Genomic DNA, 21,175 nt, shown 5'->3' with positions numbered 1-21,175 from the left:
GGTTTTGCGAAAGAGAATGCGCCAACTCAAAGACTGAGAGCATCCGCTTGGTTCAATCAGATCGGCGGATGCTCTTGAGCGCGATCCGCTCCGACGGTATCCGAGGGCCGGTCCGCTGCGCGAGCCTCTTGCTGCCGGCGCCCCCAGGCCTTCAGACGGCTGCCGGTTGATCCCTCCGGAACACCGGAAACGGCCTCGCGGGTAAATCACTGACCTGAAACGTATTGCTGCCATTGGAACGCGAACGCCGGCCCACAGGGCCGGCGTTTGTGTCCCGTGGCATAGCCCGCGACGACTCTGAGGTCAGAGTTCCCCCGCGACCACGTCCTCCAGCGTCTTCAGGCCGGTGGTCGGCGCATTGACCAGCACCGCCATGTTGCCGGGCGCGTGCTGGTTCTTCCACATCTTGGTGTGGGCGAGCGGGATCTGGTTCCAGCCGAACACCTCGCTCATGCACGGGTCGACGTGGCGGTCGAGCACGAACTGGTTGGCGGCCGAGGCCTGCTTCAAATGGGCGAAGTGCGAGCCCTGCACCCGCTTCTGGCGCATCCACACATAGCGGGCGTCGAAGGTGATGTTGAAGCCCGACGTTCCGGCGCAGAACACCACCATGCCGCCGCGCTTGACCACCAGGCACGACACCGGGAAGGTCGCCTCGCCCGGATGCTCGAAGACGATGTCGACGTCCTTCTTGCCGGTGATGTCCCAGATCGCCTTGCCGAACTTGCGCGCCTCCTTCACCCACGCGTCGTATTCGGGCGTGTTGACGATCGGCATCTGGCCCCAGCAGTTGAACTCCTTGCGGTTGATCACCCCCTTGGCGCCGAGGTCGAGCACGTACTGGCGCTTGGTCTCGTCGGAGATGATGCCGATGGCATTGGCGCCCGAGGCCGCGCAGAGCTGCACGCCGAACACGCCGAGCCCGCCCGAGGCGCCCCACACCAGCACATTGTCGCCGGGCTTCAGCGTATGCGGCGCGTGGCCGAACAGCATGCGGTAGGCGGTCGCCAGCGTCAGCGTGTAGCAGGCCGCCTCCTCCCAGGAGAGGTGGGCCGGCTTCTTCAGGAGTTGGCGCGACTGCACCCGGCAGAATTGGGCGAACGAGCCGTCGCAGGTCTCGTAGCCCCAGATGCGCTGGGAGGCGGAGAACATCGGGTCGCCGCCATTGCATTCCTCGTCGTCGCCGTCGTCCTGATTGCAGTGGACGATGACCTCGTCGCCGACCTTCCAGCGCTTCACCTTGGCGCCGACCTTCCACACGATGCCCGAGGCGTCGGAGCCGGCGATGTGATAGGGGTGCTTGTGGACGTCGAGCACTGAGATCGGCTGGCCGAGACCGGCCCACACGCCGTTGTAGTTGACGCCGCCGGCCATCACCAGGATCAGCACCTCGTCGTCGCCGATCGGCCAGGTCGGCACCACCTCGAGCTGGAACGACTGCTCGGGCGGGCCGTGGCGCTCCTTGCGGATCACCCAGGCGTGCATGTTCGCGGGCACGTGTCCGAGCGGCGGGATTTCGCCGATCGCGTACAGATCCTTGGCAGCAGAAGCCTCGGCCGGAACCGGAGCGGCCATCGCGATCTCCCTTGTGAGAAGCGGCCGTCTTTGGTGGCCGTTTGGCGCCGCAACATAGCCAATCGGCGACAGCGGCGCGAGAGCGTCCGCCTTCGACCTTGGTCGGCTTTGCAACCGAATGGCCGGCTGCGGCGTTGGGTCGCCATACCCCTCGCCCGGCCACAGGAGAGACGCATGGACTTCTCGATCGCCGCCATCATCATCCTGCTCGTGGTCGGCGGCATCGCCGGCTGGCTCGCCGGCATCATCGTCACCGGCTACGGCTTCGGCCTCGCCGGCAACATTGCGGTCGGCATCGTCGGCGCGGCGCTCGGCAACTGGCTCCTCGGCGCCGCCGGCCTGATGTTCGGCGTCGGCATCGTCGGCGCCATCATCCGGGCGACGATCGGCGCCGTCGTGCTGCTGCTCCTGCTGCGGCTGATCCGAAGGTAGCTTCCTCCGACCAAAGGCGGCATGGTTGCGCAGGATCGGACCGGGTAGGACAATTGGGACGCCGATCCCGGCGTATCGTTCCGCTGCCGTGCCGGAGCCCGCTCCATGACCCGCCCCAATCGCGACAAGCCCTGGATCTTCCGCACCTATGCCGGACATTCCACGGCCCGAGAATCGAACAAGCTCTACCGCAGCAATCTCGAAAAGGGCCAGACCGGCCTGTCGGTGGCCTTCGACCTGCCGACCCAGACCGGCTACGACTCCGACCATGTGCTGGCCAAGGGCGAGGTCGGCAAGGTCGGCGTGCCGGTCGCCCATCTCGGCGACATGCGCATGCTGTTCGAGGGCATCCCGCTGGTCGAGATGAACACCTCGATGACCATCAATGCCTGCGCCCCCTGGCTCCTGGCGCTCTACATCGCGGTGGCCGAGGAGCAAGGCACCGCGCGCGCTGCGCTCGCCGGCACCACCCAGAACGACATCATCAAGGAATATCTGTCGCGCGGCACCCACGTGTTCCCGCCGGCGCCCTCGATGCGGCTGACCAAGGACGTCATCCTGTTCACCACCTCGGAGATGCCGAAGTGGAACCCGATGAACGTCTGCAGCTACCACCTGCAGGAGGCGGGCGCCACGCCGGTGCAGGAGCTGGCGTTCGCGCTCTCCAACGCCATCGCCATCCTCGACACCGTGCTGGCCTCGGGCGAGGTCGACCACGCCGGGTTCGAGGAGGTGGTCGGCCGCATCTCGTTCTTCGTCAATGCCGGCATGCGGTTCGTCACCGAGATCTGCAAGATGCGGGCGTTCGGCGAATTGTGGGACGAGATCACCCGCGAGCGCTACCGCGTCGCCAATCCCAAGCACCGGCTGTTCCGCTACGGCGTGCAGGTCAATTCGCTGGGCCTCACCGAGCAGCAGCCGGAGAACAACGTCTACCGCATCCTCTTGGAGACGCTGGCGGTGACGCTGTCCAAGCGCGCCCGCGCCCGCGCGGTGCAGCTTCCCGCCTGGAACGAGGCGCTGGGCCTGCCGAGGCCCTGGGACCAGCAATGGTCTTTGCGCATGCAGCAGATCCTGGCCTACGAGACGGACCTTCTGGAGTTTGGCGACATCTTCGACGGCTCGACCGAGATCGCCAAGAGGGTCGAGGCGCTGAAGGCCGAGGCGCGCGAGGAGATAGCCCGGATCGACGCCATGGGCGGCGCCATCGCCGCGGTCGACACCAGCTACATGAAGCAGCAGCTGGTGGAAGCCAACACGCGGCGGCTGGAGGCGATCGAGCGCGGCGAGCAGGTGGTGGTCGGCGTCAACCGCTTCACCGGCACCGAGCCCTCCCCGCTCACCACCGGCGAGGGCTCGATCCTCACCGTGCCGGAGCACCTCGCGGTCGAGCAGGTCGAGCGCCTCAAGGCGTGGCGCGAAGGCCGCGACGCCAAGGCGGTGGAGACGGCGCTCAGCAGCTTGCGCGCGGCTGCGGCGGAAGGCCGCAACATCGTGGAGCCGTCGATCGCCTGCGCCAAGGCCGGCGTCACCACCGGCGAGTGGGGCGGCACGCTGCGCGAGGTGTTCGGCGAGTACCGCGCGCCCACCGGGGTGGGCCGCGCCGCCCGCGCCGACGTCACCGGCCTCGACGAGGTGCGGCGCGACGTCGAGCTGGTGTCAAAGACGCTCGGCCGGCGGCTGAAGTTCCTGGTCGGCAAGCCGGGGCTCGACGGCCACTCCAACGGTGCCGAGCAGATCGCGGTGCGTGCCCGCGATGCCGGCATGGAGGTGGTCTATGAGGGCATCCGCCTCACCCCGGCCGAGATCGTCAACGCCGCCCTGGAGGAGGGCGTCCACGTCGTCGGCCTGTCCATCCTGTCGGGCAGCCACGTGCCGCTGGTGCGCGACGTGATGGAGCGCATGCGGAAAGAAGGCCTCGACGACATCCCGGTGATCGTCGGCGGCATCATCCCGCCGGAGGACGCGGCGCTGCTCAAGGCGTCCGGCGTCGCCGCCGTCTACACGCCCAAGGACTACGAGCTGAACCGCATCATGGCCGACATCGTGAAGATCGTCGGCGCAGGCACGCAGCGGGCCGCGTAATTCGGCTTCCAGTGAGGAACTCGCGCCCCTTCCTTCCCTCTCCCCTTGCGGGAGAGGGTGCCGAGCGATCATCAGATCGCGAGGCGGGTGAGGGGTGACACGGTGCCGGCTTGAAGCAACCCCTCACCCGGCTCGACCTCGCTGACGCTCAGTCTCGCCACCCTCTCCCACAAGGGGAGAGGGAAGGAAGCGGGCTCCCGGGCAGCCGCAATGGACGTCGATCGCCCGGACTCCGCCTCACGCGATCGGGCCGGCATCCTTGCGGGCGCGCTGGTCCTTCTTGCGGTCGTTGGGATCGAGGATGCGCTTGCGCAGCCGGATCGATTTCGGCGTCACCTCGACCAGCTCGTCCTCGTCGATATAGGCCAGCGCCTTCTCCAGCGACATGCGGATCGGCGGCGTCAGCCGCACCGCCTCGTCCTTGGAGGTGGTGCGGATATTGGTGAGCTTCTTGCCCTTGATGACGTTCACTTCGAGGTCGTTGTCGCGGGTGTGCTCGCCGACGATCATGCCCTCATAGACCTTCCAGCCCGGCTCGATCATCATCGGGCCGCGGTCCTCCAGGTTCCACAGCGCATAGGCCACCGCCTCGCCCGGCTCGTTGGCGATCAAGACGCCGTTGCGCCGGCCGACCATCTCGCCCTTGAACGGGGCGTAGGAATGGAACAGCCGGTTCATGATGGCGGTGCCGCGGGTGTCGGTGAGCAGCTCGCCCTGATAGCCGATCAGGCCGCGGGTGGGCGCGTGGAACACGAGGCGCAGGCGGCCACCGCCGGACGGGCGCATCTCGATCATGTCGGCCTTGCGGGCCGACAGCTTCTCGACCACCACGCCGGCGTGCTCCTCGTCGACGTCGATCACCACCTCCTCGATCGGCTCCAGCACGCTGCCATTGGCATCCTTGCGGAACACCACCTGCGGCCGCGACACCGCCAGCTCGAACCCCTCGCGGCGCATGGTCTCGATCAGGATCGCGAGCATCAGTTCGCCGCGTCCGGCGACCTCGTAGGAATCCTTGTCCGCGGATTCGCCGACACGCAGCGCGACATTGCCCTCGGCCTCCTTGAACAGCCGGTCGCGGATGACGCGGCTCGTGACCTTGTCGCCCTCGGTGCCGGCGAGCGGCGAATTGTTGACCATGAAGGTCATCGCCACCGTCGGCGGGTCGATCGGCTGGGCCTTGAGCGGCTCCTCCACCTCCATGGCGCAGAAGGTGTCGGCCACGGTACCCTTGGTCATGCCGGCGATCGAAATGATGTCGCCGGCGGAGGCTTCCTCGATCGCCGTCCGCTCGATGCCGCGGAACGCCAGGATCTTGGTGATGCGGCCCTGCTCGACCACCAGCCCGTCACGCGACAGCACCTTGATCGGCTGGTTGGGCTTGATCGTCCCTGAGCGCACCCGGCCGGTGATGATACGGCCGAGATAGGGGTTGGCCTCGATGATGGTGCCGAGCAGGCGGAACGGCCCCTCGTCCACCTCCGGCGGCGCGACATGCTGCAACACGAGGTCGAACAGCGGCGCCATGCCCTGGTCCTTGGGGCCCTCGGGCGCCTTGGCGATCCAGCCCTCCTTGGCCGAGCCGTAGAGGATGGGGAAGTCGAGCTGCTCGTCGGTGGCGTCGAGCGCGGCGAACAGGTCGAACACCTCGTTGACCACCTCGGTGATGCGGGCGTCGGGCCGGTCCACCTTGTTGACCAGCACGATGGGCTTCAGCCCGAGCTTGAGCGCCTTGCCGACCACGAACTTGGTCTGCGGCATCGGCCCCTCGGCGGCATCCACCAGCACGATGGCGCTCTCGACCATGTTGAGGATGCGCTCGACCTCGCCGCCGAAATCGGCGTGGCCCGGGGTGTCGACGATGTTGATGCGGGTGCCGTGCCACTCGACCGAGGTGCACTTGGCGAGGATGGTGATGCCGCGCTCGCGTTCGAGGTCGTTGGAATCCATCACCCGCTCGGCGACGCGCTGGTTTTCGCGGAAGGCGCCGGATTGCTGCAGGAGGCGGTCGACCAGCGTGGTCTTGCCGTGGTCGACATGGGCGATGATGGCGATGTTGCGCAGGCTCATGAAAGGTCTTTCGGCAAAGGACTTGGGCGGCGCCCGGCACGCGCGGCGGGCCGCGCCGGCATCGGCGGAGCCGACGGGCGCGCGTCGCGGCGGACGAGGTGGAAGTTTCACCGCCCGGCTTAGCCGACCGCGGGCGACGGTTCAATGACGCCGTGCCGAAACCGGCCCAAGCTCGCCCTCTGCCCAAGCCGGCCCTAGGTCCAAGCTAACCCTGCGCCCAACCAAGCCGGCCCTAGGCCGCGTGCAGCCAGCCGGCCCGGCGCTCCTTGGGCCAGGCGGAGCGCACCTGCATCAGCCGGCGAACATTGTCCGGCGTCACCAGGCCGATCAGGCGCTGGTCGTCGTCCACCACGCCGAGCGCCGGAATGTGCCGCTGTCGCAGCCGCTTGAGGACGGAGTCGAGCGGCGCGCGGTGGTGGACGGTGGGCACCTGGGTCATCACGCTGGTCACCGGCGCGGTGCCGCCTGTGCGGCGCAGCGCCCCCAGCATGGCCTTGCGGGTGAGGAAGCCCTTGAGCTGGCCGGCGCCGTCGACGACCGGGAACTCCTTCTGGCTGGTGCGCAGAAGCTCGTCCACCGCCCGGCCGAGCGTGGCGTGGGCCTGCAGGCTCTCGAACTTGGTGATCATGGTGGCTTCCACCGGCAAGCCGCGCGCCGCATGCGTCAGCGTCACGTCGTAGGATTCCGCCTTGGCGGCGATCAGCACGAACACCGCCACGACCACCAGCAGCGGGTTGTAGAAAGCGCCGAAGATGGCGAGCGGCACCGCCACCACGCGGCCGATCCAGGCCGCCGCCGTGGTGGCGCCGGGATAGCTCATGCGAGTGGCGAGCAGCGCCCGCAGCACCCGCCCGCCATCCATCGGGAAAGCCGGGATGAGGTTGAAGCCGGCGACGACGAGATTGGCCAGCGTGAGCCGCCCGAGCATGCTGCCGCCGGGGCTCAGGATCTGGTCGGCCGAGCGGATGTCGTGCATCCCGACCATGACCAGCACCAAAATACCGGCGATCGCCACATTGATGGCCGGACCGGCCAGCGCCACCACCAGCTCCTCGCCGGATTTCTCGGGCATGCGCTCCAGCGTCGCCAGCCCGCCGATCGGCAGCACGGTGACGTCCGGGGTGAAGATGCCGTAGCGGCGGGCAGCGAAGATGTGGCCGAACTCGTGCGCCACCACGCAGGCGAACAGCAGGATGACGAAGGTGAGCGCATCGGCCGCCTCGGCGAGGCCGCCGACCACGAAGCCGGCGATGGCGACGGCCGCGAGCAGCAGCACGAACGTCAGATGAATCCGAACGACCGTGCCAGCGATCCTGCCGAGCGCAAAAGACCAGACCATGCCTCGTCTCTCCCGTACCCGACACTTTGCCGGGTTCATTCCAAACTGGCAACGCTGGTGAGCCCTGGTAAGGACCGGAATCGTTCGCGCACAATTTCTTGATTGTACGGCACAATTGCCGCATCCGCGGCCGAGACGGCCGGCCGAGTTCAAGAATGCGTGCCGGCGCAGGACCTTACCCGGCCTCAGGGCCGGCAATCGGGCCGCGCCGGCCCCGCCCTCACGCCGCCCGCGGCAATTGCCGCTCGGGCCGCACGCTGCGGATCAGCATCATCTCGCCGACATTCTCGGGCGTCACGAGGCCAACCAGCCGCTCGTCGTCATCGACCACGCCCAGGGCCGGCGCCTGCTCTGTGCGCAGCCGCTGCAGGGCGGCCTGCAGCGGCGCCCGGCAATGGACCACCGGAATCTCGATCATCACCTCGATCACCGGCGTCGTGCCGCCGCCCTCGCGCAGCGCCGCCACCATCGCCTCGCGGGTGATCAGGCCGCGCAGGCGCCCCGCCCCGTCGACCACCGGAAACTCCTTCTGGCTGGTGCGAATCAGCTCGTCCACCGCCCGGTCGACGGTGGCGTTGGGCAAGAGCGACTCGAACTTGGTGATCATCGCCGAGGCGACCGGCAGGCCGCGCGTCGCGTCGCGCAGCGCCACGTCCTGCGCCTCCGCCGTCGCGGCGAGATAGACGAAGATGGCGATGAAGATCAAAAGCGGGTTGAAGAACAGGCCGAGGAAGCCGAGCAGATAGGCCACCCCCTGGCCGACCGAGGCGGCCGTGGCGGTGGCCCGCGCATAGCCCATGCGGCTGGCGAGCAGCGCCCGCAGCACCCGCCCGCCGTCCATCGGGAAGGCCGGGATCATGTTGAACACGGCGAGGAACAGATTGGCCGCGGCCAGCCGCGCCACCAGGCTCGCGCCCGCATTCTCGATATGGGCGAGGTGGCTGAGGTCGGTCACCGACCCCATCGCCAGCATCAGGATGATGCCGATCGCCAGGTTCACCGCCGGCCCGGCCAGCGCCACCACCAGCTCCTCGCTGGGCTTTTCGGGAATGCGCTCCAGATTTGCCACCCCGCCGATCGGCAGCAGCGTCACGTCCGGCGTGCGGATGCCGTAGCGCCGGGCGGCGAAGATGTGGCCGAACTCATGCGCCACCACGCAGGCGAACAGCAGCACGACGAAGGTCAGCGACGCCAGCGCCTCGGCCGAGCCCCCCGCCGCGTAGCCGGCGATGCCGATCCAGGCGAGCAGGATCAGGAATGTCAGGTGAACCCGCACCACGGTGCCCGCAATGGTGCCGATCGGGATGGACCAGGACATGCCGAACCTCCTGTTGCGTCACCTGCCGCGCCCGCCGGCGGCGTTTTCCAGAGCTCTCCAATAGATAGGCAAGGCCTGAGGTTTGTGCGATGGGCGCGGGCCCCCTTCGGCGCCCGGCGCGGGCAGGCCCTTGCGCGGTACCGCGGTATCCCGGCCGGATCGGGCCGGCGTGCGACCATTAACTGTCTGTTAACGATCCTTCTTGAAGAGCGCCGGCCGCCGTGCTTCGATCTGCCCATGTCGACGAGCACCATCGAAATCCGACGCGCGCGTCCTCAGGATGCACAGGCCCTGGCGGAGGCCCACGACGAGGCCTGGCGGGCCGCCTATCGCGGGCTGATCCCCGGCATCGAGCTGGAGCGGCTCATCAATCGCCGCGGCCCGGCGTGGTGGGAGACCGCCGTGCGCCGGGGCTCGCGCATCTCGCTGATCATGTTCGGCGACTCGGTTGCCGGCTACGCCAATTACGGCCGCAACCGCGCCAAGAGCCTGCCCTATGCCGGCGAGGTCTATGAGCTCTATCTGAAACCGGAGTTCCAGGGCCTGGGGTTCGGACGCCGGCTGTTCAGCCACGCCCGGCGCGACCTGACGAGCAACGGGCTCGCCTCCACCGTGGTGTGGGCGCTCTCCGACAACGACTACGCGACCGGCTTCTACCGGGCGCTCGGCGGCCGCGCGGTCGCCCGGTCGTCGGAGACCTTCGGCACCCAGGTGCTCGACAAGGTGGCGTTCGCCTGGGCCGGATAAACGGGCCGGATAAGCGGGGCCAAGCGAATCGGAACGCCCGGCTCCCGGCCGGGAGAACGCCTCCGGCACCTCTCGCCCGTTGCCCGATGCACCCGCGATCCGATGCAGCCGCCGCGCGACTGGGACGCGCGCCGCAGTCTGCGCGCCTTTATGTCCCAGTCATACCGCGATGATCTGATCGCCGGCTCGCCGCCAAGGCGAGCGGCCGTCAGCCCTCTTGATGATTGTCCGCGACCGGCCGTCCCCATAGAAGAGGCGCGGACAAGGAGATTCCCATGCGCATCGATGCGATATCGGTCGGCGACAACGTGCCCTACGAGGTCAATGTCGTGATCGAGGTGCCAACCGGCGGCGAGCCGATCAAATACGAGCTGGACAAGGCCTCCGGTACGCTGGTGGTGGACCGGTTCCTCTACACCTCCATGCACTATCCTGGAAACTACGGCTTCATCCCGCACACCTTGTCGGACGACGGCGACCCGATCGACGTCCTGGTCGCCAACCAGCGCGCCATCATCCCCGGCGCGATCATGGCGGTGCGGCCGATCGGCGTGCTGCTGATGGAGGACGAATCCGGCCACGACGAGAAGATCATCGCGGTGCCGACGCCCAAGCTGACGCCGCGCTACGAGCAGATCCGCCACTACACCGACCTCACCGAGATCGCCCGCCAGCAGATCCGGCACTTCTTCGAGCACTACAAGGACCTGGAGCCCGGCAAGTGGGTCAAGGTGGTCCGCTGGGGCGACCGCGAGGAGGCCCACAAGCTGATCCTCGAATCGATCGAGCGCTACCGGCAGGACAAGGCCGGTAAATGACCGCTGCCACCCCGGCCGAGCGCGGCTATGCCGGCCCGGCCGGGGTGTTCGGCTGGCTCCTGTTCGACTGGGCCGGCCAGCCCTTCTTCACCCTCGTCACCACCTTCGTCTTCGCCCCCTATTTCGCGTCCGCCGTGGCGCCCGACCCCGCCACCGGCCAGGCGCTGTGGGGGTTCGCCACCGGCGCGGCCGGCCTTTGCATCGCCCTTCTGTCGCCGGCGCTCGGCGCCATCGCCGATGCCGGCGGGCCCAAGAAGCCGTGGGTTGCCGCTTTCGGCGGGCTGATGTGCCTCGCCGCGATTTCATTGTGGTGGGTGGCGCCCGGCGCGCCGGCCGCCGTGACGCTGGGGCTCGCCGCCTTCGCGCTCGGCACCATCGGCGCCGAGTTCGCCCAGACCTTCAACAATGCGATGATGCCGCGGGTGGTGCCGCCCGAGAGGCTCGGCCGGCTGTCGGGCACCGGCTGGGCGGTGGGCTATGTCGGCGGGCTGGTCAGCCTGTTCCTGACGCTGGGCTTCCTCGCCGCCGACCCCACCACCGGCCTGACCCTGCTCGGCCACGCCCCCGCCTTCGGCCTCGATGCCGCCACCCGCGAGGGCGAGCGCCTCACCGGCCCCCTCGCGGCGGCGTGGTTCGCGGTGTTCGTGATCCCGATGTTCCTGTTCACGCCCGATGCGCCGCGCGAGCTGCCGCTGCGCGCCGCGGTGCGCCAGGGCTTCATCGGGCTGCGCCGGACGATCGGCCACGTGCGCACCCACCGCAACGTGCTGACCTTCCTCGCCGCCAACATGATCTACACCGACGGACTGATCGCGCTGTTCGCCTTCGGCGGCATCTATGCCGCCGGCACCTTCGGCTGGAGCGCGGTGGAGCTTGGGGTGTTCGGCATCCTGCTCACCATCACCGGCACGGCGGGCGCGCTCATCGGCGGCTGGCTCGACGACCGGCTGGGGCCGAAGCCGGTGATCCTCGGCGGCCTCGCGGTGCTGGCGCTCGCCAGCGTGCTGGTGCTGTCGGTCGGCCGCGACTTCGTGCTGTTCGTCATCCCGGTCGAGCCCTCAGCCCCCGGCCACGGCCTCTACGACTCGCTGCCCGAGCGGCTCTACGTCGCCTTCGGCCTGCTGATCGGGGCCGCCGCAGGTCCCGTGCAGGCCTCCTCGCGCGCCCTTCTGGCGCAGCTCGCCCCCGCCCACGACATCGGCCAGTTCTTCGGCCTGTTCTCGCTGTCGGGCAAGCTCACCTCGTTCGCCGGGCCTTTCCTTGTCGGCCTCGTCACCGCGGTGACATTGAGCCAGCGGCTCGGCATCTCGGTGCTGGTCGCGTTCTTCGCGGTGGGAATGGCGCTGCTGGCACGGGTCGAGCCGCCGGAGCTGGCGCGGGGGTGAGACGGTTTCCGGCTGACCAAGCCTTCGAGCCGTATTCCGATCGCCGAAAATCCCGTTGTCGAACAAGGGTTTTCGGCGAGTTCGCTTCCGGGATCACGAAGTGATCTCCCGGAAACAGCAGGACGTCTTGACGTCATCCCGGCCAAGCGGCGAAGCCGCGCGAGCCGGGATCGTCCGCAGAACCGGCCCCTTTCTGCTTACGGCCCCGGGTCTCGGCTGAAGCCTCGCCCGGGGCGACAGCGCTTCAGATCAATGCCGGAAATGCCGAGTGCCGGTGAGCACCATGGCGAGGCCGCGCGCGTCGGCCGCCGCAATCACCTCGGCGTCGCGGATCGAGCCGCCGGGCTGGATCACCGCCGTGGCGCCCGCTTCCGCCGCCGCGATCAGGCCGTCGGCGAACGGGAAGAAGGCGTCCGACGCCACCACGCAGCCCTTGGTCAAGGGCTCCACCAAACCGGCCATCTCGGCCGCGTCGATCGCCTTGCGCGCGGCGATGCGGGCGGAATCGACCCGGCTCATCTGGCCGGCGCCGATGCCCACCGTGGCGCGGTCCTTGGCATAGATGATGGTGTTCGACTTCACGTGCTTGCAGACGCGGAAGGCAAACTTGAGATCCTCGAACTCCGCCGCGGTCGGCGCGCGCTTGGTGACCACCTTCAGATCCATGTCGTCGACCACCGCATTGTCGCGCGACTGCACCAGCAGGCCGCCGGCGACCGTCTTGGCGACGAGTCCCCGTGCACGCGGGTCGGGCAGCGTCCCGGCGATCAACAGGCGAAGATTCTTCTTGGCGGCGAACACTGCGATCGCCTCGTCGTCTGCCTCCGGCGCGATCACCACCTCGGTGAAGATTTCGGCAATCGCCCGCGCGGTCGCGACGTCGAGACGCCGGTTGACGGCAATGATGCCGCCATAGGCCGAAACCGGATCGCACATCAGCGCCTTGCGGTAGGCCTCCAGCAAGGACGGCGCCTCGGCGACGCCGCACGGATTGGCGTGCTTGACGATCACCACCGCCGGGGTGCGCTCAGGCGAGAATTCGCCGATGCACTCATAGGCGGCGTCGGTGTCGTTGATGTTGTTGTAGCTGAGCTCCTTGCCCTGGAGCTGGCGGGCGGTGGCGACGCCCGGGCGCACCTCGCCGGTGCGGTAGAAGCCGGCCCACTGGTGCGGGTTCTCACCATAGCGCAGGCCCTGCAGGAGGCGGCCGCCGACGGCGCGGAACGGCGGGGTGGTCTCGCCGACCTCGGCGAGCAGCCACGTCGAAATCGCCGCGTCATAGGCGCCGGTGCGGGCGAAGGCGCGCGCGGCGAGCCGCTTGCGGGTGGCGAGCGTGGTGCCGCCGTGGGCCTCGATCTCGTCGAGCACCGTCTGGTAGTCGGACACATCGACCACCACCGCCACGTCGGGATGGTTCTTGGCGGCGGCGCGGATCATCGCCGGCCCGCCAATGTCGATGTTCTCGATGCAGTCGTCGAAGCCTGAGCCCTTGGCCAGCGTCTCCTCGAACGGATAGAGCGACACCACCAGGAGGTCGATCGGCGGAATGCCGTGCTCGGCCATGGCGGCGGCGTGGGCGGCATCGTCGCGGATGGCCAAGAGGCCGCCATGGATCTTGGGGTGCAGGGTCTTCACCCGCCCATCCATCATCTCCGGATAGCCGGTGACGTCGGCGACGTCGGTGACCGGAATGCCGGCCTCTTTAAGCGCCTGGGCCGTGCCGCCGGTCGAGACCAGCGTGACGCCCCGCGACGCCAGCGCCTGGGCGAAGGGGACGAGACCGGTCTTGTCCGAGACGGACAAAAGAGCGCGGCCGATGGGGCGGATACGGTCAGGCATTAAGACACCACTTGATCAGGAAGGCCGGCCGGCAGCCATGCCGGCGTCGGTACGGATGAAGGTCCAGCGGATGCGCGTGCTGGTCCGAAGCCGGCCATGCAGCACGATCTGGACGGTTCGGCGCGGCCCGTCGGTCGCGCCAAGATAGACGCTTTCCTCCAGGACCGGTTTCAGGTCGTGGACCGCGAACATCCAGGAATCGCGGTCGGGCAGCACCAGCAGCAGGCTCTCGCCCGCACCGATCGGGCTGACCTTGACCGCCGGATGCAGGTGGAAGCGGATGGCAAAGTCGTCTTCCTCGACCTTGATACGCGCCGCAGCGTCCTGGAACACGTCCTCACCATCGAGCCGGCTGCCGTCGGCGGTCAGCCGCAGCGAGCGCTGGTGCAGGACGCCGAACCGCGGTGCATAGCCGTCATGGCTGGCGCGCACCATGATGGAATCGGCACGTTCGCTGCGCGCCGCGCGCGCGTCGTGCGGCCCGTCGACGATCGGCGTGCCGCAGACGCTCTCGGCGAAGCCGCCGGTGAGGAAGCGGCAGGAGGAGGTGTCGGCCAGCACCGCGGTGGAGTGGGCGGCGGTGGCCCGGGCGGCGGCGCGCCAGGCGGCGCGGTTGGCGGTCGGCACGCCGCAATTGACCACCAGCCGGTGGCGGCCCACCGACATCTCGAACGACAGGCAGCCGGCATGGGCGTCGCCGGCCACCGCGATCGGCGGCGGCGGGCCGGTATCCATCAGCACCACCGTGCTGCCGGCCTCCATGCGCTGATAGCCGCCGTGCGGGGCGGCGGCGATCGGCCGGCCGCGGGCGTCGTCATAGGCCAGCAGCGTCGCGAGGTGGTCGGCCGCCGTGGTGCCCATGCCGTTGAAATTGCCCAGCGTGCCGTCGCGGTGGCGGAAGAAGCGCAGCATCGGCATGGTGCGGTCGATGGCGTTCATCAGCGCATCGGGCGGCACGCTGCGGGCGGCGAACGCCTGACGGAGCGGAAGAAGATCGAGCAGCAGCTCGACCAGCACGCCGGGATTGCGGCTGACATGCACGCCGTCCGGCAGGATCTGGCGGCCCAGCTCGTAGGCCAGCCGCCGCTGCGCCACCTTGAGCAGCCGCCCCTGCCCGGCCATGCACAGGCCGGCGAAGCTGAGCGCGATGGCCGAGACCAGCCGCGGATAGCCGTCCTGGGCATCGCGGGAGACCTGGCGCAGAAAGCGCACCTGCTTCAGCAGGCTGCGCAGGAAGCGCCGGTAGAAGTCGTGGTCGGCATTCTCCAGGATCATCGGCGCGTGGGCGAGCCACGAGATGATCCGGCGCGACAGGATGGTCGGCTCCCAGGCGCGCGGATCATAGCCGCCGCAGACATGGATCCATTCGTCAATCAGGGCGCGGGCGTTCTGCTGGGCGATGGCGGTGCCGGCGGCGCGCAGATGGCGCAGCCAGGCGAACGACATCAGCTCCTCGGACCATTCCTGCGACGGCGCCGGCATCTCGAACGGCGAGCGGCCATCGACCGCCACCATCTTGCCGGCGAAGGCGAAATGACCTGCGTAAATTTCGCTGGCATTGGTGGGGTCGGCGGTGCGCAGATCCTGCGGGGCGATCACCAGCCGGTCGAGCGAACCCGCGCCATAGCGCCAGCGCACGAGCCGCGAGGCCGCCCAGGAAGCCCGCATGTCGCGCGCCAGTCGCTCGACGACGAACAGGCCGGTGCGCGCTCGCGCCATGCTCGCTTTTCCCCCTCCAGAGCATTCTCCGCAAAAGTGGGAACCGGTTTTGCGAACGAGAATGCGACAACTCAAAGACTTAAAGCGTCCGGCCGGTTCATTCAGATCGGCGGACGTTCCAGGAACCCCAGTGTCCAATATCCCATGGCAGGTTCGGACAATTCTGCAAGCGATCCTTTACGTGCTGTTCACCACAAAAGAGGTGCAGGCGGCCGGCGGGCCGGCGATCGTCTGTCCGGACTTGACGAGGATTGTTCAGCCGATGGCCAGCCGGGCGGCGAAGAAGCCGTCGAGGCCGGCCAGCCGCGGGTCGGCGTCCGGCAGGTGGCACGGCAGGGTGCGCAGATCGCCGGCCGCGGTGATCCAGGCCGGATCGGCGCCGATCGCGGCCGCCTCGATCGGCAGCCGCGTCACGCCCGGCCGCCGCGCCAGCAGCGCCTCAATCTGGTCCGGCCCCTCCTCCGGCTCGAGCGAGCAGGTGCAGTAGACGAGCCGCCCGCCGGGCTTCACCAGCTGGACCGCGCGGTCGAGCAGGGCCGCCTGCAACTCGGCGAGCGACGCGATGTCCTGCGGCCCCTTGGTCCAGGCGACGTCCGGGTGGCGGCGGATGGTGCCGGTGGCCGAGCACGGCGCATCGAGCAGCACCGCGTCGAACGTCCCGCCCGCGAAGGCCAGCACGTCGGCGCAGACGATCTCCGCCGTGAGGCCGGTGCGTTCGAGGTTCTGGCGCAGCCGGTCGAGCCGGCTGTCGGCGCGGTCGACCGCGGTGACGCTGGCGCCGGCCGTGGCGAGCTGCAGCGTCTTGCCGCCCGGCGCGGCGCAGAGGTCGGCGACCCGCAGGCCCCGCACGTCGCCGAGGAGGCGCGCCGGCAAAGCCGCGGCGGCATCCTGCACCCACCACGCGCCCTGCGCGAAGCCTTCGAGCTGCGGCACCGGCCCCTTGGCGAGCAGCCGCACCGAGCCGGTCGGCAGCACCTGCCCGCCGAGCCGCTCGGCCCAACCGGCGGCGTCCGCCTTCACCGTGAGATCGAGCGCCGCCTCATGCCGGTGGGCCTCTGCGATGGCGGCGGCAACCTCGGCGCCATAGGCGGCGCGCCAGCGCGCCATCAGCCAGTCGGGCGCATCAATGCCGGGATCGGCAAGCCCGGCCAGCACGGCTTGCCCCTCGGCCGCCACCTTGCGCAGCACGGCGTTGACGAGGCCGGCATAGTGGCGGGCGGCATGGTCGGATGTCGCAAGCCGCACCGACAGATCGACCGCTGCATGGTCCGGCACATCCAGGAACAGGATCTGCGCCGCGCCGAGCAGCAGCGCCGCGTCCAGCCGCGGTCCGCCCTTCGGCGCGCGGGTGAGGAACGTGCCGACCACCGCGCGCAGCGTGCCGTGGCGGCGCAGCACGGTGCCAACCAGCATGCGCACCAGCGCGCGGTCGCGCTCGGCGACCCCGGCCAGTGCCGCCTCCAGCGCCTCGTCGAGCGGGCGGCCATGGTGCAGCACGCCCTCGATCAGCTCGGCGGCGACCCGGCGGGACGCGAGGCCGGCCGGCGGCTCGGGCGGGCGCGCCCGTCCGGCAGAACGGTTCGGTTTTCTCATACCCCGGCGATTAGCGCACTTGCCGGCCCATTGCACGCACCGGCACCGTCAGCCGTCGTCCCGGGCGGAGGCGTCGCGTCCGTCCGGGACGACACCCGGTATCACCCCCACGGCCCGCCGCGGCGGCCCGGACCGGCGCCCGGCACCGAGCCACCGCCGAACAGCGCCCCGGCCCGCCCGGCGGACCCGCTGAACAGGCGCGGGTCGCCATGGGCGCGCATATCGGCATCGAGGTCCTGCAGCGCGGCGATGCGGTTCTCGGTCGCGGGGTGGGTCGAGAACAGATTGTCCATCCGCGCCCCCGACAGCGGGTTGATGATGAACATGTGGGCGGTGGCCGGGTTGCGCTCGGCCTCGTAGTTCTCGATCTGGTGGGCGGCGCCGGAGATGCGGTTCAGCGCCGAGGCCAGCCACAGCGGCCGGCCGACGATCTCGGCGCCGAGCCGGTCGGCCTCGTATTCGCGCGAGCGCGAGATCGCCATCTGCACGATCATCGCCGCCATCGGCGCCAGGATCGCCATCAGAATGACGCCGATGAAACCGAACGGCGAATTGTTGTCGCGGCTTCCGCCGAAGAACAAGCCGAAATTGGCCAGCATCGACACTGCACCGGCAAGAGTTGCGGTGATGGTCATGGTCAGCGTGTCGCGGTTCTTGATGTGCGCCAGCTCGTGCGCCATCACGCCGGCCACCTCCTCCGGCGACAGGCTGTTGATCAGGCCGGTGGTGGCGGCCACCGCCGCGTTCTGCGGGTTGCGGCCGGTGGCGAACGCGTTGGGCTGCGGATTGTCGATGATGTAGACGCGCGGCATCGGCAGCCCGGCCCGCTGCGACAGCTCGGCGATCATGGCGACGAAATCGGGCGCCGTGTGCTCGTCCACCTCCTGAGCGTTGTACATGCTCAGGACCATCTTGTCCGAGTTCCAGTAGGCAAACAGATTGGTGGCCGCAGCAACGACGAGCGCGACGATCATGCCCTGCTGGCCGCCGATCATGGCTCCCACCGCCATGAACAGCGCGGTCATGCCGGCAAGCAGAATGGCGGTCTTCAGATAATTCATCGGTCTCCTCCCGCGGGGACACGCCCCGTCTCCGGCTGAAGGCGCGGACTGCCAACAAGATGGGGGAGCACGATTGCACCGGCAAGACTCCCGCATAGGCAAGACTCTCGCGCCGGCGAGACGCAGGCATCCGGCGAAACGTCTGGGGCGGGACGAGGCACCCAGGCGGTTCGCCGCCGGTCTTGCCCGGCGGGTGAAGCCGCGCCATGGTGCGGGCATGACCGAAACGCCAGTCAACGCACCGCAAGCCGAGGCCAAGCAATTGGACTCGAAACGCGAATTGCCGCCGGCCGCCCAGCGCGCCTTGGCGGAAGCCGCCGCGCGCCGCGCCGCCATCGACGCCGCCGCCAGACTGCCGCCCGAGCACCACGGCCGCGGCGGGCTCGAACCCGTCCGCTACGGCGACTGGGAGATCAAGGGGATCGCGGCGGATTTTTGAGCGCCACAGCAAAAGAGCCAGGCGCTGCCCGGCTCTTTGAGCGTCGGTTTCCTGTCGTCCCGGGCGAGCGGAGCGAGACCCGGGACCGTCTGCAGGAAAGGGATCCCATTCGGGTCACGGCCCCGGCTCGCGCGGCTGCGCCGCTTGGCCGGGGCGACGAGACCGGAATGACTGGCCTCAGTTCCCCAGCTTCCGCTTCCTCGCCCCGTACGTCCGCAGGCGCAGGGCGTTGAGGCGGATGAAGCCGGCGGCGTCGCGGTGGTCGTAGGCGACCGCCCCTTCCTCGAACGTCACCAGATCCTGGTCGTAGAGCGAATACGGGCTGTCGCGGCCGACGATGTGGACGCCGCCCTTGTAGAGCTTCAGGCGCACCCAGCCGGTGACCATCTCCTGGCTCTTGTCGATCAAGGCCTGCAGCATCTCGCGCTCGGGCGAATACCAGAAGCCGTTGTAGATCAGCTCGGCATAGCGCGGCATCAGCTCATCCTTGAGGTGGGCGGCGCCGCGGTCCAGCGTGATGCTCTCGATGCCGCGATGGGCGAGCAACAGGATGGTACCGCCCGGCGTCTCGTACATGCCGCGGCTCTTCATGCCGACGAAGCGGTTCTCGACCAGATCGAGCCGGCCGATGCCGTTGGCGCGGCCGAGCTCGTTGAGCTTGGTGAGCAGCGCCGCCGGCGACAGCGCAACGCCATCGATCAAGACCGCATCGCCCTTCTCGAAGCCGATGGTGACGTAGGTCGGGGTATCGGGCGCCTGCTCGGGGCTCAGCGTGCGCGAGAAGACGTAGTCGGGCACCTCGAGCGCCGGATCCTCCAGCACCTTGCCCTCGGACGAGGTGTGTAGCAGGTTGGCATCGACCGAGAACGGCGCCTCGCCGCGCTTGTCCTTGGCGATCGGGATCTGGTGCTGTTCGGCGAACTCGATCAGCTTGGTGCGCGAGGTGAGGTCCCACTCGCGCCACGGCGCGATGATCTTGATGTTGGGCTCGAGCGCGTAATAGGTCAGCTCGAAGCGGACCTGATCGTTGCCCTTGCCGGTGGCGCCGTGGCACACCGCGTCGGCGCCGACCTGGCGGGCGATCTCGATCTGGCGCTTGGCGATCAGCGGCCGGGCGATCGAGGTGCCGAGCAGGTAGAGCCCCTCGTACTGGGCGTTGGCGCGGAACATCGGGAACACGTAGTCCCGCACGAACTCCTCGCGCAGGTCCTCGATGAAGATGTTGTCCGGCTTGATGCCGAGCAGCAGCGCCTTGCTCCGGGCCGGCTCCAGCTCCTCGCCCTGGCCCAAGTCGGCGGTGAAGGTCACCACCTCGCAAGCGTAGGTGGTCTGCAGCCATTTCAGGATGATCGAGGTGTCGAGCCCGCCCGAATAGGCGAGCACCACCTTCTTCACGTCGCCTTTCGGCATCTCGATGCACTCCGGAGGAATGGGCGTTTTGCCCCCAAATATCGCGCGCGGTGTATCAGCGCCCTTCCGCGCTGCCAAGCGCGCCCGCCGCGGCCCGGCGGTACCAGCGCCAGCCGGCCCAGACGACCGTGAGCGACACCAGCGCGCCGAGCAGCACGTCGGACAGGAAGTGGGCGCCGAACACCACCCGCAAGACCGCGGTGGCGGCGGCATAGCTTGCGGCACCGGCCAGCGCGAGCGCCCGCCACGGCGGCGGCGTGAGCGCCGCCGGCGCCAGCATCCAGGCCGAGGACGCAGCCTCCCCCGAGACGAACGAACGGTTGGCGAACCAGCCCGTCCCCGGCTGCCACCAGGGCTGGAACGGCGCCGCCCCGCCGAAGGTCGCGACGTCGCGCGGCCGCGGCCGGTCCCAGGCGGTCTTGACCACGCCATTGACGATCAGGCCGGGGCCGAGCGCGAAGGTCGCGACCAGAAAGATCAGCGCCCGGCGCGGCAGGCGCAGCGACGGGCGCAGCGCCGCCACGATCAGTGCGACCAGCGCCGGCCAGAAGATCAGATGCGGCAGGATGCGAAAGACCTCGCGCAACCCCTTCAGCGCCGGGTCGGCGGCGGCGGGAAAGCGGCCCGCGGCGGGATCGAACGCCGCCGCCGAGACGGCGAGATCGAGCCCCGGCCATACCCCGAGCACGGCGACGACCCCGAGGACCGCAAACAGCAGCGTCAGGCGGGCGCGGGCGGTCACGGGCAAACGACGAGCCGGGTCCGCGGCCCGAGCCGGGCGACCAGCCGGCGCAGCTCGGCCGGGGCCAGCGCGACGCAGCCGGCGGTCGGCTCGAACCCGGGGCGGGCGGCGTGCAGGAAGATGGCGCTGCCGCGCCGGCCGCGGCGGGGCGACATGTTCCAGCCGATCTCGACCACGAGGTCGTAGAGCCCGTCCGCCCGCCACATCTCCTCGTGGCTCGCGCGGCAGGGCAGGCGGACCGGCCGGTTGTAGGCGGCAGCACCCGGCTGGTCGCACCAGCCGTCGTCGCGGCGGATGCGCCGTCGTCGCAAGTTACCTCCAGGCTGTGGGCCGCGGTCGGCCCGCCACCATGCCCGGCCGAACGGGAACCGGCCGGCCGGCGTCGCCCCGTCGCCCTCGCGCTTGAGGGCGCGGATGCCGGTGCGGCCGAGTGCGCAGCGGATGGCGCGGCCGCCGGCGAACAGCAGCCCCTTGGTGCCGCAGCCGGGGCGCCGGACCACCCGGATGCGGCTCAGGCTCGTCATGATCATGATTATCCAGGCCTGAACATCGTCCCTCAGCGCGGTTCCGCTTGCGCTCCGGCTCCGGCAGCTTATCGTCCGC

Annotated in this window: 17 protein-coding genes; 6 read left to right on the top strand and 11 right to left on the bottom strand. The window is 69.4% G+C overall.

Annotated elements, in window-relative coordinates; all coding sequences use genetic code 11:
• Positions 1-303: 303 nt before the first annotated feature.
• Positions 304-1,575, bottom strand: a complete 1,272-nt coding sequence (ccrA, locus tag F1193_RS01390) for a crotonyl-CoA carboxylase/reductase (protein WP_150095881.1) — start codon at positions 1,573-1,575, stop codon at positions 304-306.
• A gap of 174 nt (positions 1,576-1,749) precedes the next feature.
• Between ccrA and F1193_RS01385 the strand changes: the two genes are divergently transcribed.
• Entirely contained in the window at positions 1,750-2,007 is a 258-nt protein-coding gene (locus F1193_RS01385) for a GlsB/YeaQ/YmgE family stress response membrane protein (protein ID WP_150095880.1), read from the top strand.
• A 105-nt stretch (positions 2,008-2,112) separates the two neighbouring features.
• The gene (locus F1193_RS01380) at positions 2,113-4,092 is read left to right on the top strand and encodes a protein meaA (RefSeq protein WP_150095879.1); all 1,980 of its coding nucleotides are present in this window, start codon (positions 2,113-2,115) and stop codon (positions 4,090-4,092) included.
• A 237-nt stretch (positions 4,093-4,329) separates the two neighbouring features.
• Here F1193_RS01380 and typA read toward each other — a convergent pair whose 3' ends face one another.
• From typA to F1193_RS01365, 3 genes are all read right to left on the bottom strand, one after another.
• Complete coding sequence (typA, locus tag F1193_RS01375) at positions 4,330-6,162, bottom strand: translational GTPase TypA (protein WP_150095878.1); 1,833 nt, start codon at positions 6,160-6,162, stop codon at positions 4,330-4,332.
• Positions 6,163-6,394: 232 nt separating this feature from the next.
• Positions 6,395-7,501 (bottom strand): site-2 protease family protein, encoded by a 1,107-nt coding sequence (locus F1193_RS01370; protein ID WP_150095877.1) that lies wholly within the window; start codon positions 7,499-7,501, stop codon positions 6,395-6,397.
• Between the two features lie 220 nt (positions 7,502-7,721).
• Positions 7,722-8,819, bottom strand: a complete 1,098-nt coding sequence (locus tag F1193_RS01365; protein ID WP_150095876.1) for a site-2 protease family protein — start codon at positions 8,817-8,819, stop codon at positions 7,722-7,724.
• Between the two features lie 237 nt (positions 8,820-9,056).
• On the opposite strand from F1193_RS01365, the gene F1193_RS01360 reads away from it, so the two are divergent.
• From F1193_RS01360 to F1193_RS01350, 3 genes are all read left to right on the top strand, one after another.
• Positions 9,057-9,566: a GNAT family N-acetyltransferase gene (locus F1193_RS01360; protein ID WP_150095875.1), complete on the top strand. Its 510-nt coding sequence runs from the start codon at positions 9,057-9,059 to the stop codon at positions 9,564-9,566.
• Positions 9,567-9,841: 275 nt separating this feature from the next.
• Positions 9,842-10,384 (top strand): inorganic diphosphatase, encoded by a 543-nt coding sequence (gene ppa, locus F1193_RS01355; RefSeq protein ID WP_150095874.1) that lies wholly within the window; start codon positions 9,842-9,844, stop codon positions 10,382-10,384.
• On the top strand, positions 10,381-11,769 hold the full coding sequence (locus F1193_RS01350; RefSeq protein WP_150095873.1) for an MFS transporter: 1,389 nt from the start codon (positions 10,381-10,383) through the stop codon (positions 11,767-11,769). The genes ppa and F1193_RS01350 overlap by 4 nt, the downstream gene beginning before the upstream one ends.
• Positions 11,770-12,018: 249 nt before the next feature.
• Here the strand turns inward: F1193_RS01350 and purH are convergent, their stop codons facing one another.
• The 4 genes from purH to htpX form a co-directional block, all read right to left on the bottom strand.
• The gene (gene purH, locus F1193_RS01345; protein WP_150095872.1) at positions 12,019-13,608 is read right to left on the bottom strand and encodes a bifunctional phosphoribosylaminoimidazolecarboxamide formyltransferase/IMP cyclohydrolase; all 1,590 of its coding nucleotides are present in this window, start codon (positions 13,606-13,608) and stop codon (positions 12,019-12,021) included.
• Between the two features lie 15 nt (positions 13,609-13,623).
• Entirely contained in the window at positions 13,624-15,327 is a 1,704-nt protein-coding gene (locus F1193_RS01340) for a heparinase II/III family protein (RefSeq protein WP_150095871.1), read from the bottom strand.
• 255 nt (positions 15,328-15,582) lie between these two features.
• Positions 15,583-16,920, bottom strand: coding sequence for an RsmB/NOP family class I SAM-dependent RNA methyltransferase (locus F1193_RS01335; RefSeq protein WP_150095870.1), 1,338 nt, complete (start codon positions 16,918-16,920; stop codon positions 15,583-15,585).
• A gap of 101 nt (positions 16,921-17,021) precedes the next feature.
• Positions 17,022-17,981 carry a zinc metalloprotease HtpX gene (gene htpX / locus F1193_RS01330; protein ID WP_150095869.1) on the bottom strand — a complete coding sequence of 320 codons (960 nt, stop codon included), beginning with the start codon at positions 17,979-17,981 and terminating at the stop codon, positions 17,022-17,024.
• A 217-nt stretch (positions 17,982-18,198) separates the two neighbouring features.
• Between htpX and F1193_RS01325 the strand changes: the two genes are divergently transcribed.
• Complete coding sequence (locus F1193_RS01325; RefSeq protein ID WP_150095868.1) at positions 18,199-18,420, top strand: DUF1674 domain-containing protein; 222 nt, start codon at positions 18,199-18,201, stop codon at positions 18,418-18,420.
• A 177-nt stretch (positions 18,421-18,597) separates the two neighbouring features.
• Here F1193_RS01325 and F1193_RS01320 read toward each other — a convergent pair whose 3' ends face one another.
• Genes F1193_RS01320 through F1193_RS01310 form a run of 3 tightly spaced genes read right to left on the bottom strand, consistent with a single transcriptional unit; the run spans position 18,598 to position 21,102 of the window.
• Positions 18,598-19,830 carry an argininosuccinate synthase gene (locus tag F1193_RS01320; protein WP_150095867.1) on the bottom strand — a complete coding sequence of 411 codons (1,233 nt, stop codon included), beginning with the start codon at positions 19,828-19,830 and terminating at the stop codon, positions 18,598-18,600.
• 55 nt (positions 19,831-19,885) lie between these two features.
• Complete coding sequence (locus tag F1193_RS01315; RefSeq protein WP_170263249.1) at positions 19,886-20,572, bottom strand: phosphatase PAP2 family protein; 687 nt, start codon at positions 20,570-20,572, stop codon at positions 19,886-19,888.
• Positions 20,569-21,102 (bottom strand): L,D-transpeptidase family protein, encoded by a 534-nt coding sequence (locus F1193_RS01310; protein WP_150095865.1) that lies wholly within the window; start codon positions 21,100-21,102, stop codon positions 20,569-20,571. The genes F1193_RS01315 and F1193_RS01310 overlap by 4 nt, the downstream gene beginning before the upstream one ends.
• Between the last annotated feature and the right edge of the window lie 73 nt (positions 21,103-21,175).

This window comes from Blastochloris sulfoviridis (assembly GCF_008630065.1).
Classification (GTDB): Bacteria; Pseudomonadota; Alphaproteobacteria; order Rhizobiales; family Xanthobacteraceae; genus Blastochloris; species Blastochloris sulfoviridis.
The sequence above is the reverse complement of the archived record's forward strand: the minus strand, read 5'-3'. Positions and strand labels throughout refer to the sequence as shown.